Raw genomic sequence first — 13,216 nt, forward strand, 5'->3', positions numbered from 1 at the left:
GCCCTTTTTAATGGTTTGGCAATCAAGCCGTTTTCACACCGTCTTTCTTGCGAGTGACCCAGAGGCTCAACCCCATGGAGGTCACCAAGATCAGCGCGACTACACCCAAGGCGATGCCGGTCGGGATCTTGAACACGTCCAGCAGCAGCATCTTGACCCCGATAAACATCAGGATCAGCGCCAGCCCGTACTTGAGCAGACTGAAGCGCTCGGCCACACCCGCCAGCAGGAAGTACATGGCGCGCAGACCCATGATGGCGAAGATGTTGGAGGTCAACACGATGAAGGGATCCGTGGTCACCGCGAAGATGGCCGGGATACTGTCCACCGCGAAGATGAGGTCACTCACCTCCACCAGCACCAGGATCAACAGCAACGGTGTGGCATAGCGCACCCCATCACGCCAGACGAAGAAGTTCTCCCCTTCCAGGGTCTCCGTCACCTTGAAGCGACGACGCATCCAACCCAGCAGTGGGTTGTTGGCCAGATCCGGCTCCTTGTCGGCGGCCCACAACATCTTGACCCCAGTCAACAGCAGGAAGGCACCAAACAGGTAGAGGATCCAGTGGAACTGCTCGATGAGCCAGCTGCCGGCGAACACCATGCCGGCCCGCATCACGATGGCACCCAGCACCCCGTACAGCAGCACCCGGCGCTGCAGCTCGGCCGGAATGGCAAAGTAACCGAACAGCATCAGCCAGACGAAGACGTTGTCCACCGCCAGCGCCTTCTCAATCAGGTAGCCGGTGAGGAACTCCAACCCCTTCTGGTTGGCAATTTCCCGGCCTGCGCTGTGATCCAGCCAGAACCAGATGGCCAGGTTGAACAGCAAGGCCACGCTGATCCAGACCAGGGACCAGATGCCCGCCTCCTTGAGCGACACCTTGTGCGCCTTGCCACCGCCGACAAAACGGATGTCAATCCATAACAGGACCAGCACTATGCTGAAGAAACCGGTCCACATCCACCATTCACCCATGTTCACTTCTCCCAAAAACGACAAAACCCACGACCGAGAGGCGTGGGTTTGCGTTGGAGCAGATACACCTTGCCTCTCGGCAAGGTCTCACTTACAGCAATTGGATTGCTGCCTGGCTGCCGGGTGCACTGCAGGAAATGGGTGCACCGTAATGACGACAAACCAGCGAGAAGTTACTCCCCTTGTTGGGCGGATAATAGCAACCTCGAAAGATAACGCCAAGGGGCATCTTATCTGCCATGCAAAAAAAGAGGGGCGCCAGCTGGGCGCCCCTCTTCATGGCATCGACCTTAGAGCGGATCCACCTTGAGGCAGGAGACCGCATGGTCGAAATTCCCCTCCAGCATGGGGCGGGTCTTGGCGCATTCCGGGCCCGCGACCGGGCAACGGGTGCGGAACACGCAGCCGGACGGCGGATTCATCGGCGACGGTAGATCCCCTTCCAGGATCTGGATGACCTTGCTGCGCTCCAAGTCCGGATCCGGGATGGGCACCGCCGACATCAGCGCCTTGGTGTAAGGGTGCAGCGGGTTGGCGAAGATCTCCTGGCGGGTGCCGAGCTCCACCGCGTTGCCCAGATACATCACCAGCACCCGATCCGAGATGTGTTTGACCACCGACAAATCGTGGGCGATGAAGATGAGCGACAGCCCCATCTCCTTTTGCAGGGACTTGAGCAGGTTGACCACCTGGGCCTGGATGGAGACATCCAGCGCCGACACCGGCTCGTCACAGATGATCATCTTGGGCTCGAGGATCAGCGCCCGGGCTATGCCGATACGCTGACACTGACCGCCGGAGAACTCGTGGGGGTAGCGGTTGACCAGGTTGGGCAACAGCCCCACCTTGGTCATCATGGCGCGCACCTTCTCCCTCACCTGCTCTTTGGAGAGGTTGGGATAGAAGGTGATGAGCGGCTCGGCGATGATGTCGCCTATGGTCATGCGCGGGTTGAGGGAAGCCAGCGGGTCCTGGAATATCATCTGGATCTCTTTGCGCTTTTCGCGCAGCGCCCCCTGTTCCAGCTTGGTCAGATCTTGCCCAAGCCAGACCACCTTGCCGTCGGTGGCCGGCACCAGGCCGATCAGCGCCCGCGCGAAGGTGGACTTGCCACAGCCGGACTCCCCGACCACACCGAGGGTCTCCCCCTCGTACAGCCGCAGGGTCACCCCGTCCACCGCCTTTAACGCGGAGGGTTTGGCCCAGGGCCAGGCCTTGTCACTCTTGATGCTGAAGTGGACTTTAAGATCAGACACTTCCAGCAGCAGTTTCTTGTCAGTACCCATTTAGTTCACTCCCTTGACCATGGCATCCGATACCCAGTGGCAAGCCCGCTCCCGCCCGTCGCCAAAGGGCGTCAGGATCGGGGATTGCTGACCACAAATTGCGTGCACTCGGTGGCAACGCTCCTGGAAGGGGCAGCCGGTGGGCAGACGCAGCAGGTTGGGCGGATTGCCGGGGATGGTGGGCAGCTCTTCCCCTTCGGTATCGAGGCGGGGAATGGCGCGCAGCAAGCCTTCGGTGTAGGGGTGGCTCGGGCGATAGAAGATGTCGTTGACTCGGCCGTACTCCATGGTCCGGCCAGCGTACATCACCAGCACCTTGTCACAGATGCCAGCCACCACGCCCAAGTCGTGGGTGATCATGACGATGGAGGTGTTGAACTCACTCTTGAGCTCGTTCATCAGGGTCATGATCTGGGCCTGCACCGTCACGTCCAGCGCCGTGGTGGGCTCATCGGCGATGAGCAGCTGCGGACGGCAGAGCAGCGCCATGGCGATCATCACCCGCTGGCGCATGCCGCCGGAAAATTCGTGCGGGTACATGTTCATCCGCTTGCGCGACTCGGGGATCTTCACCGCGTCCAGCATGCGCACCGACTCTTCAAACGCCGCCGCCTTGCTCATCCCCTTGTGCAGCATCAGCACTTCCATCAGCTGATCCTTCACCTTCATATAGGGGTTTAGCGAGGTCATGGGGTCCTGGAAGATCATGGCGATCTTCTCGGAGCGGATCTTGTTGAGCTTGTGCTCCGGCAGGTTGAGGATCTCCTCCCCCTGGAATTTGGCCGAACCGGTGATGACCCCGTTCTTGGCCAGCAGGCCCATGATGGCAAATGCCGTCTGGGACTTGCCGGAGCCTGACTCGCCAACGATCCCCAGGGTCTCGCCTGCCGCCAGGGAGAAGTTGAGATCGTTGACCGCCACCACATTGCCGTCCGGGGTCTTGAACTCGACCCGCAGATCTTTCACATCCAGTAATTTCATAAAAAACTCCTTATCGAACCTCGTGGCTCTTATCAATTCTTCGGGATGCTTGACCAGGCCATTGGCGCTATTACTGCGCCTTGGCTGCACTCGTTAGCGATCCTTGGGATCGAGCGCGTCACGCAGACCATCCCCGAGGAAGTTGAAGCAAAACAGGGTCGCCACCATGAAACCGGCGGGGAACAAGAGTTGCCAGATGGCCACTTCCATCGACTTGGAGCCTTCATCCAGCAGGGCGCCCCAGCTGGTCATGGGTTCCTGGACACCGAGCCCAAGGAAACTCAGGAAGGATTCGAACATGATCATACCCGGCACCAGCAAGGTGGCGTAAACGGCCACGATACCGAGCACATTCGGCACTATGTGACGGGTGATGATCTTCCACTTGGAGACGCCACAGACGTGGGCCGCCTCGATAAACTCCTTACTCTTGAGGCTCAGGGTCTGGCCTCGCACGATCCGCGCCATGTCCAGCCAGCTCACCGCGCCGATGGCGAGGAAGATGAGCGCCAGGTTGCGACCGAAGAAGGTCACCAGCATGATCACGAAGAACATGAAGGGGAAGGCGTTGAGGATCTCGAGAATACGCATCATCAGACTGTCGACGCGCCCACCGATAAAGCCGGAGGCCGCGCCATACAGGGTGCCGATGACCACGGCTACCATGGCGCCCATGATGCCGACCATCAGCGAGATGCGCCCGCCGAGCAGGGTACGCACGAACAGATCGCGGCCCAGGCTGTCGGTACCAAACCAGTGACCGGTTTCCATGTCCGGCGCGGTTTGCATGGCACCCCAGTCCGGATCATCGAAGGTAAACTGGGACAGATGAGGCCCCACTATTACCGCCAGAGCGATGATGGTCAGGATGATGAGACTGGTGAGGGCAGCCTTGTTACGCAGGAAACGGCGACGGGCATCCTTCCACAGGGAGCGTCCTTCCACCACTTCCACTTTCTGGGCAAACGCCTCGACGGCGTCGCGCTTTTCAGTTGAAACAACCATGATGAACTCCCGACTTAGTAACGGATCTTGGGATCGATAACGGCATAGAGAATATCGACCACGGCGTTAAAGGTGATGGTGAGGGCGCCGACCAGAATGGTCAGACCGAGCACCATGGAGTAATCACGGTTGAGAGCACCGTTGACGAACAACTGACCGATCCCCGGCAGACCGAAGATGGTCTCGATCACCACCGAGCCGGTGATGATGCCGACGAAGGCCGGGCCCAGGTAGGAGACAACCGGCAACATGGCCGGACGCAGCGCATGGCGCAGTATGATGTGGCGCAGCGGCAGGCCCTTGGCGCGGGCGGTGCGGATGAAGTTGGAGTTCATGGTCTCAATCATGCTGCCACGCATGATGCGCGAGATGGCGGAGATGTAATACATCATCATGCCAAACACCGGCAGTACCATGAATTGCACCCCTCCCCCCTGCCAGCCCCCGGCCGGGAACCAGCCGAGATAGATACTGAAGAAGAGCACCAGCAAGGGCGCCAGCACGAAGCCCGGGATCACCACCCCGGCCATGGCCGACGACATCAGCAGATAATCGACGAAGGTGTTCTGTTTGAGCGCCGCTATGGTGCCGAAGATGACCCCCAGAGTCACCGCCAGCACGAAGGCGGCAAAGCCTATCTTGGCCGAGACCGGCAGCGCCTGGCTGACCAGATCGTTGACGCTGAAGTCCTTGTACTTGAAGGAGGGACCGAGGTCACCTTGCACCAAGTTGCCCAGGTAGGTGAGGTATTGCACGCCGATGGGCTTGTCCAGACCGTATTTGGCCTCGATGTTGGCCAAGACTTCCGGCGGCAGGGAGCGTTCGCTGGTAAAGGGATTGCCCGGGGCGAAACGCATCATGAAGAAGGAGACGGTGATCAAGACCAGCAGGGTCGGGATCGCTTCCAGTAGCCGTTTAAAAATGAATTTCAACATAGACATTTCCTGTCCTGTACTGCTTCCAATAGGGTCGCGGTTGTAATTTAAAGGCCCGCCATCCGGCGGGCCTGCTTGTTATGCGACTTGTTACTTTACTCAGTGAGCAATGATGTACATGTCTTTGCTGTAGAGGTTATCCAGCGGGTTGGCCGGGTAGCCGCCCACGAAAGGTTTCACCATACGGGAGGTCACGTACTGATAGATGGGGGCGATCGGCATGTCCTTGGCCAGGATATCTTCGGCCTGGACATAGAGCTTGTTGCGCGCATCCGCATCCACCTGGTCACGGGACTCGTTCATCAGCTTGTCGAACGCCGGGTTGGAGTACTTACCGTCGTTGTTGCCGTGGGTGGTCTGCATCAGATCCAGCATGGAGGAGGCTTCGTTGTAGTCGGCGATCCAGCCGGCACGGCCCACATCGAAGTTACCCTGCTTCTTGGTTTCCAGGTAAGTCTTCCACTCCTGGTTCACCAGGCTCACCTGCACGCCCAGCTTCTTCCACATGGAGGCGACCGCAACGGCGACCTTCTTGTGGTTGTCGTCGGTGTTGTAGAGCAGCTCGAACTTGAGCGGCTTGCCCGGACCGTAGCCGGCCTCGGTCAGCAACTCTTTGGCCTTGGCATCGCGCTCGGCCTGGGTCAGCTTGGACCAGGCCGGGGCGACCGGCTTGAAGCCATCAACGAAGTCAGGGACCAGGGTGTAACCCGGGGTCTCGCCTTTGCCCATCACCTTGTCAGCGATCACGTTGCGATCGATGGCATAGGAGAGCGCGGTACGCACCCGCACGTCGTCAAACGGCTTGTGCTTGAAGTTGTACTGGTAGTAGTAAGTGCCCACGTAGCCACTGACCTGAACCTCTTTCGGATACTCCTTCTTCATCTGCTTGAAGCGTTCGATGGGCATCTGGTAGGTCATGTCTACTTCGCCGGCCAGATAGCGGTTCAGATCTGCGGTGTTCTGCAGCGGCAGATAGGTCACCTTCTCGATCACTGTCTTGGCGTTGTTCCAGTAGTTGGGGTTACGCTCGACATCGACGCGCTCGTTGACCACCCAATCCTTCAGCTTGTAGGCACCGTTGGAGACCATATTGGCAGGCTGAGTCCACTTGTCACCAAACTTCTCGACCACCGCCTTCGGTACCGGGTAGGTGGTGGTGTGGGACAGCATGCTGACGAAATAGGGGACCGCTTTTTCCAGCTGCACTTCGAAGGTGTAGTCGTCGACCGCCTTCACACCCAGGCTATCGGACGGCTGCTTGCCGGCAATGATGGCGCTGGCGTTGACGATGGTCGGGATTTCCAAATACCAGGAGTAAGGAGACGCGGTTTTCGGATCCACGGCACGCTTGAAGGCATATTCGAAGTCATGGGCGGTGACCGGTGAGCCATCAGACCACTTGGCATCTTTGCGCAGGTGGAACACGAAGTGCTTGTTGTCCTTGGTTTCCCAGGACTCGGCGACGCCAGGCAGGGTTTCACCCTTGGGGCCAGAAGAGACGAGACCTTCAAACAGGTCACGCAGAATATTGGATTCGACCGTTCCTTCGGTCTTGTGCGGGTCGAGGGTCGCGGGTTCTGAACCGTTACCTTTCACCAGAGTCTGCTCGGGGGCGAGCTTGGTACCAGCGGGAACATCAGCGGCCTGAGCCAAGCTGGCTCCACCGAATAGCGCAGCCAATAAAAGGGTATTTATCATTGTTTTTTTATGAGTCATTTCCATTTACTCCAACAAGAACATTCCATGCATTTGTCATAAGTGCGAGCCTGAGGTCGCAGTCAGCATAATTCCCTGTCATTTCTGATAATGCAACAGATATCATCAGAACTGGTGCGGGGTCCTGGTTAAATAAACAGCTTTTACGCCATTCCCTAGCATTTAAACAGGCCGGGGTGATGCTTTTACATACAGCCCCGCCCGATTCTAAAAAATGGTGCCCAAAAAAGAAACAATAAAAAGCCGGTCACGAGGACCGGCTCTGACAAAACAGACCTGAATCACATCAATCCGGGAAAGACGCCCTTGATGCCTGCCACCATGATTTCGATGCCAAGGGACATCATGATCAGCCCCATGATCCGGGTGACCACGTTGATGCCGGTGTTGCCCATCAGCTTGAACAGCAGTGGCGCGGCGCGGAAGATGAGCCAGGAGCAGTAGGCAAATGCCATCACCACCACGAACATGCCCAGCATCTGGGGCAGGGTCTTCTGGCTGGCGTAGACAATAGAAGAGGAGATGGCCCCGGGCCCAGCCATCAGCGGCAGCGCCAGCGGCACCACGGCGATGGATTCGCGCGCGGCCAGTTCGCCCTTCTCCTGCTTGTTGTGTTTCACCTCACCGAGCTTGCCTTGCAACATGGACCAGGCAATCAGGGTGATCAGCGAGCCACCGGCGATGCGAAACGAGGCCAGCGAGATGCCAAAACCATCCAGGATCAACTGCCCCATGCACATGGACACGATCAGGATGACCATCACGGCGATGTGCGCCGTGGTGTTGGTCTTGCGCCGCTCGTCCGGCTGCATGTGGCCGGTCAGGCTGACGAAGACCGGCAACAACCCCAGCGGGTTGATGATCGCAAACAGGCCAACGAAAAACTTCAGGTATAAAGAGAGGTCAATTGCTGCCATAGGCGCCATCCAGAATCAAACGGGGCCACATGGGCCATCCCAACAAAAACTGTGCGTAAATTTACACCATGGCCAAGACCTTCACCAATCAAATAATCTCACCCTTTCCGTGGCTTTTCAGTTAGTTCCTCTAATGGATCGACAAAAATCAACATATTGAGTTGTTAATATCTAGTCTGGTAAATTAACATCTCGATGCACCCCGTCAGCGCTTTATTCTACCCATGTTGACTCTTGCGACATTTCCCTTCGCTAAAATCGCCTTTCATGGATGAGATCGGGAGAGCATAACAAGGCATTCACGATCTGCGTCTGGCCCGAGTCCGGGATCTCTGCCGCCTAACCTTGCCGCTGCCATTTCTTATTTCGTCCTCTATTACTGACAGCTTTCCGCTGCTCCTGCCATTGCAGAACAGCCCCATCTTCCTGATGACTTGCGCAGCCTCTGCCCATAGAGATGAAGGCCAGTTGCAGCTACCGAGCCCATGATGAGCAGATGACTCCCCCTGGGGGCTTAGCGGCCGACCTTGTTGGACGGGAACGCTGCTGGACTGCCGAAGACGTTACGGCATCAAACGATACCAATTCCTGCTATTGAGGTATCATCGCCAATGGGTGCCGGCAGTTTTGAATAAAAAGAACACGATTTTTCCCCTGTTCGCTGTGTGGAAAACCCTTGTGCTAGCGGCTGAGGGCCCATTTCCAGGGGCTCCCCCCTGCCATGCTGACTGGACTCGGCTTGGAGCCTCGCCGACAATTAATCTATAACCACATGAAATATAAATAATAAAATAGGCTGGTAGCACAGCGAGACGCGCCAGCCATGGGCGTAGGCCGTCTGCGACCACGGTAGACCTACATCTGTGAAACAAAATTTCTTTTGTTCTTTTGTTACATATGATCCAGATCAAGTTTTTCTGGCGCGACCCCGCTCATAATCGAGTCAGAAAGCAGTTTACTAAGACATGTAAATACCCCGTTATGGTGATTCTATCCTTGACAGGGCGGCTATAATTGCCGGGCATTGCCAAGGTCTTACTAAACAGTTTTCAAATCATCAGGAGATAAACATGGCAGTAACCAATTTGGCTGAACTGGATGCACTGGTTGCCCGCGTCAAAGAAGCACAGCGTGAATTCGCCAGCTTCTCGCAAGAGCAGGTAGACAAGGTTTTCCGCGCCGCAGCCCTGGCCGCCAGCAACGCCCGTATCCCCTTGGCCCAAATGGCCGTGGCCGAATCCGGTATGGGTATCATCGAAGACAAGGTTATCAAGAACCACTTCGCCTCCGAATACATCTATAACGCCTATAAAGATGAGAAGACCTGCGGCATCCTGAGCCAGGATGACGAGATGGGCACCATCACCATCGCCGAGCCGGTAGGCATCATCTGCGGTATCGTTCCGACCACCAACCCGACTTCTACCGCGATCTTCAAGGCGCTCATCTCGCTGAAGACCCGTAACGCCATCATCTTCTCTCCGCACCCCCGCGCCAAGAACTCCACCAATACCGCTGCCAAGCTGGTACTGGATGCCGCCATTGCCGCCGGTGCCCCGAAAGACATCATCGGCTGGATTGACCAACCCTCTGTTGAGCTCTCCAACGCGCTGATGAAGCACAATGACATCAACCTGATCCTGGCCACCGGTGGCCCGGGCATGGTGAAAGCCGCTTACTCCTCAGGCAAACCTGCCATCGGTGTGGGCGCCGGTAACGTGCCTATCGTCATCGACGAAACCGCCGATGTGAAGCGCGCCGTCGCCTCCATCCTGATGTCCAAGACCTTCGATAACGGTGTGGTCTGTGCCTCCGAGCAAGCCGTCATCGTGGTTGACTCCATCTACAACCAGGTCAAAGAGCGTTTCGCCACCCACGCCGGTTACATCCTGTCCAAGGACGAAGCCGACAAGGTGCGTAAAGTGCTGCTGATCAACGGCGCCCTGAACGCCGACATCGTGGGTCAACCCGCGACCAAGATCGCCGCCATGGCGGGCGTGACCGTACCGGCTACCACCAAGATCCTCATCGGTGAAGGTCTGGAGCTGTGCGCCGAAGACGAGTTCGCTCACGAGAAGCTCTCCCCTACGCTGGGTATGTTCCGCGCCAAGAACTTCGAAGACGCCGTTGAAATGGCCTGCGACATGGTCAACATCGGTGGTATCGGCCACACCTCCGGTCTGTACACCGACCAGGATCGCAACGCCGACCGCATCAAGTACTTCGGCGACAAGATGAAGACCGCCCGGATCCTGATCAATACCCCGTCCACTCAAGGCGGTATCGGCGACCTGTATAACTTCGCCCTGGCTCCGTCCCTGACCCTGGGTTGCGGCTCCTGGAGTGGTAACTCCATCTCCGAGAACGTCGGTCCCAAGCACTTGATCAACAAGAAGACAGTCGCAAAACGGGCAGAAAATATGCTGTGGCACAAACTTCCGAAGTCCATCTACTTCCGTCGTGGTTCCCTGCCGATTGCCCTGGGCGATCTGGAAGGTAAAAAACGCGCCATGGTGGTCACCGACCGCTTCCTGTTCAACAACGGTTACGCCGACGAAGTGGTTCGTCTGCTCAAGAAGCTGAACATGGAAGTGGAAGTCTTCTACGAAGTGGAAGCCGACCCGACTCTGTCCGTGGTACGCAAGGGTGCCGAAATGGCGCACTCCTTCAAGCCGGACGTCATCCTGGCGCTGGGCGGTGGTTCACCGATGGATGCGGCCAAGATCATGTGGGTCATGTACGAGCACCCGGACACCGCGTTCGAGGATCTGGCCATGCGCTTCATGGACATCCGCAAGCGTATCTACAAGTTCCCGAAAATGGGCGTGAAGGCCGACCTGGTCTGTATCACCACCACCTCAGGTACCGGTTCTGAAGTGACTCCGTTTGCGGTCGTGACCGACGATGCCACCGGCATGAAATACCCGCTGGCCGACTACGAGCTGACCCCGAACATGGCCATCGTCGATGCCAACCTGGTCATGAACATGCCCAAGTCCCTGTGCGCCTTCGGTGGTATCGATGCGGTGACTCACGCCATGGAAGCCTACGTTTCCGTACTGGCCAACGAGTACTCCGACGGTCAGGCGCTGCAAGCCCTGAAACTGCTGAAAGAGTACCTGCCTTCCAGCTACCAGAATGGTGCCAACGACCCGGTTGCCCGCGAGAAGGTGCACAATGCCGCCACCATCGCCGGTATCGCGTTTGCCAACGCCTTCCTGGGTGTCTGCCACTCCATGGCGCACAAGCTGGGTGCCGAGTTCCACATTCCGCACGGTCTGTCCAACGCCCTGCTGATCAGCAACGTCATCCGCTACAACGCGAACGACAACCCGACCAAGCAGACCGCGTTCTCCCAGTACGATCGTCCGCAGGCTCGTCGTCGTTACGCCGAAATTGCTGACCACCTGGGTCTGACCAACACCAGCGACCGTACCGCGGCCAAGATCGAGAAGCTGCTGGCCTGGCTGGATGAGCTGAAAGCCACCCTGGGCATCCCGGCCTCCATCCGCGAAGCTGGCGTGAACGAAGCTGACTTCCTGGCCAAGGTTGACCAGCTGGCGCTGGAAGCCTTCGATGACCAGTGCACTGGCGCCAACCCGCGCTACCCGCTGATCACCGAGCTCAAAGCCATTCTGATGGACACCTACTACGGCCGTCCCTTCACCGAGGAAGCTCAGGTAGCGACCAAGGTGGAAGCCAAGGTAGAGACCAAGGTTGAGAGCAAGAAGAAATCCAAGGCCTGATAACCGGCCTGAATGAAAAAGCCCGCGCAGATGCGCGGGCTTTTTGTTTGTCTATCTGTTTAATTTTGCTAGCTTGTTGGTAGGTAAACACGACACAAGAGCGAGTTTATGGCGCTGATCCAAGCCTCCATCGAGCAATTAAGAGTCGGGCACTACATTCATCTCCCCACGGGATGGACTAGCCACCCCTTCATGTTCAGCGCCTTCAAGATCCGCGACCAACAACAGCTCGACATCATCCGCCACCTCGAACTCACCCTGCTGATGGTGGATCCCGAGCGCAGCGATCTGCCGGTCGAGCCCCTACTGCGCGGTGACACCCTCCCTTCGTCCGTGGACCATCACCCGGCACTGGACGAGCCCTTACAGCCTGAGCCGTTTTCGTTCGATGAGAAAGCCTTTCGCCGTTCCTTGCGCTCTGCCGACAAGGCATTCGGTCAGTCCCTGTCCGAGTTGCGTGATGCCTTGGGCGCCCTCAATCTCAAGCCTGACGAGGGGCTCGCCAATACCACGCAGATAGTCCGTGACGCCGCCACCCGCATCAGCGCTCATGAGGGGCCACTCGGCCTGCACCTGATCCGCAGCCAGCACACCGACATCCTGCTGCAACACAGCCTTAACGTGGCCTTCATCGCCATGCTGATGGCCCGTGAACTGGGCATGAACCCCGTCGAGATGGAAGAGGTGGGGCTAGCCGGGCTGGTACATGATATCGGGGAGCTTAGGATCCCGAGCCAGATCACCCAGAAACGGGGGGAACTCAGCAAGGCCGAGCTCAACTTTCTCAACATGCATCCCCAGTACGGATTGGAGATGCTCAACCAGCTGCAGGCTTTCGAGCCCAAGATCCGCCAGGTGGCGCATCTGCATCATGAGCGGCTCGATGGCAGTGGTTTCCCGCTCGGCATCAAGGGTGGCGAGATACCGCCCCTCGCCCGCCTCATCGGCCTAGTGGATTACTATGACGAATTACTGCACCCACGCAGCAGTGCCAACCCGGCCGCCCCGAGTCAGGCCATCGCTCAGCTCTACAAGTTGTCCCAGAAGAAGTTCGATCAAGATCTGGTCAGATTGCTGATAAAGGTGCTGGGGGTCTATCCGCCCGGCTCCCTGGTGCGTCTGGACGATGATTCGGTGGCGCTGGTGCTCTCGACCGAACCCAGCATGCCACTCAAACCCAAGGTGCAGCCTTACTACAAGGCGCAGCGCCCGGAAGGGGTCGCGATGATCGATCTGCGGGAAGACGAGAGAACCATCACCGCCTTCATTCGCCAGGAGGAGCTGGATGAGGGGCAGCGGCTGTTTTTCAACCTGACCCGACGCTTCTGTTACTATTTCGCCTTCTGAGTTATCCCCAGAAGCTGGGGATAACTCATTGGACAAACCTGAATAATTACCAAATCCCCCTCAAAATCGTCCGCTATTGGGGCTGGATAAAAAACGCCCAGCCGAAGGCCGGGCGGAGCATGCCACCTCCGTGTGGCGTATCCAGGGGATACCTTCATGCTCCCTCCAGCAATATCAAGCTCGCCTCGATTACACAAATATCAATTTAACATGCTGATTTAATGTGGTTTTAAACAACCATTCTGGCAAACTGCTCCCCGCAATACGGCCATGACGGGGAGCGCAACCCGATCGAGATCACAAA

9 protein-coding genes are annotated in these 13,216 nt (G+C 57.6%); 2 read left to right on the forward strand and 7 right to left on the reverse strand.

The annotated features are described in order from the left end of the window. Positions 1 to 22: 22 nt before the first annotated feature. From BN1137_RS09655 to BN1137_RS09685, 7 genes are all read right to left on the reverse strand, one after another. A complete protein-coding gene (locus tag BN1137_RS09655; protein WP_050718392.1) occupies positions 23 to 979 on the reverse strand; it encodes a TerC family protein in 957 nt (318 codons plus the stop codon). Between the two features lie 290 nt (positions 980 to 1,269). Then, entirely contained in the window at positions 1,270 to 2,265 is a 996-nt protein-coding gene (gene oppF, locus BN1137_RS09660; protein WP_050718393.1) for a murein tripeptide/oligopeptide ABC transporter ATP binding protein OppF, read from the reverse strand. After that, positions 2,266 to 3,246, reverse strand: a complete 981-nt coding sequence (gene oppD, locus BN1137_RS09665) for an ABC transporter ATP-binding protein (protein WP_050718394.1) — start codon at positions 3,244 to 3,246, stop codon at positions 2,266 to 2,268. Positions 3,247 to 3,339: 93 nt separating this feature from the next. Next, positions 3,340 to 4,251 carry an oligopeptide ABC transporter permease OppC gene (oppC, locus tag BN1137_RS09670; RefSeq protein WP_050718395.1) on the reverse strand — a complete coding sequence of 304 codons (912 nt, stop codon included), beginning with the start codon at positions 4,249 to 4,251 and terminating at the stop codon, positions 3,340 to 3,342. A gap of 14 nt (positions 4,252 to 4,265) precedes the next feature. Then, the gene (gene oppB, locus BN1137_RS09675) at positions 4,266 to 5,186 is read right to left on the reverse strand and encodes an oligopeptide ABC transporter permease OppB (protein WP_050718396.1); all 921 of its coding nucleotides are present in this window, start codon (positions 5,184 to 5,186) and stop codon (positions 4,266 to 4,268) included. 99 nt (positions 5,187 to 5,285) lie between these two features. Then, complete coding sequence (locus BN1137_RS09680; protein WP_050718655.1) at positions 5,286 to 6,902, reverse strand: ABC transporter substrate-binding protein; 1,617 nt, start codon at positions 6,900 to 6,902, stop codon at positions 5,286 to 5,288. Between the two features lie 281 nt (positions 6,903 to 7,183). Further along, the gene (locus BN1137_RS09685; protein WP_050718397.1) at positions 7,184 to 7,819 is read right to left on the reverse strand and encodes a YchE family NAAT transporter; all 636 of its coding nucleotides are present in this window, start codon (positions 7,817 to 7,819) and stop codon (positions 7,184 to 7,186) included. 1,070 nt (positions 7,820 to 8,889) lie between these two features. On the opposite strand from BN1137_RS09685, the gene adhE reads away from it, so the two are divergent. Next, positions 8,890 to 11,565, forward strand: a complete 2,676-nt coding sequence (gene adhE, locus BN1137_RS09690) for a bifunctional acetaldehyde-CoA/alcohol dehydrogenase (RefSeq protein WP_050718398.1) — start codon at positions 8,890 to 8,892, stop codon at positions 11,563 to 11,565. Positions 11,566 to 11,673: 108 nt separating this feature from the next. Next, positions 11,674 to 12,912: an HD-GYP domain-containing protein gene (locus BN1137_RS09695; protein WP_050718399.1), complete on the forward strand. Its 1,239-nt coding sequence runs from the start codon at positions 11,674 to 11,676 to the stop codon at positions 12,910 to 12,912. The last annotated feature ends 304 nt before the right edge of the window (positions 12,913 to 13,216 follow it).

The sequence above is a fragment of the Aeromonas tecta genome (assembly GCF_000820185.1).
Classification (GTDB): domain Bacteria; phylum Pseudomonadota; class Gammaproteobacteria; order Enterobacterales; family Aeromonadaceae; genus Aeromonas; species Aeromonas tecta.

Coding starts and splice junctions, on each gene's coding strand:
- BN1137_RS09655 (WP_050718392.1), bottom strand. CDS start 979: ATGGGTGAATGGTGGATGTGGACCGGTTTCTTCAGCATAGTGCTGGTC.
- oppF (WP_050718393.1), bottom strand. CDS start 2,265: ATGGGTACTGACAAGAAACTGCTGCTGGAAGTGTCTGATCTTAAAGTC.
- oppD (WP_050718394.1), bottom strand. CDS start 3,246: ATGAAATTACTGGATGTGAAAGATCTGCGGGTCGAGTTCAAGACCCCG.
- oppC (WP_050718395.1), bottom strand. CDS start 4,251: ATGGTTGTTTCAACTGAAAAGCGCGACGCCGTCGAGGCGTTTGCCCAG.
- oppB (WP_050718396.1), bottom strand. CDS start 5,186: ATGTTGAAATTCATTTTTAAACGGCTACTGGAAGCGATCCCGACCCTG.
- BN1137_RS09680 (WP_050718655.1), bottom strand. CDS start 6,902: ATGACTCATAAAAAAACAATGATAAATACCCTTTTATTGGCTGCGCTA.
- BN1137_RS09685 (WP_050718397.1), bottom strand. CDS start 7,819: ATGGCAGCAATTGACCTCTCTTTATACCTGAAGTTTTTCGTTGGCCTG.
- adhE (WP_050718398.1), top strand. CDS start 8,890: ATGGCAGTAACCAATTTGGCTGAACTGGATGCACTGGTTGCCCGCGTC.
- BN1137_RS09695 (WP_050718399.1), top strand. CDS start 11,674: ATGGCGCTGATCCAAGCCTCCATCGAGCAATTAAGAGTCGGGCACTAC.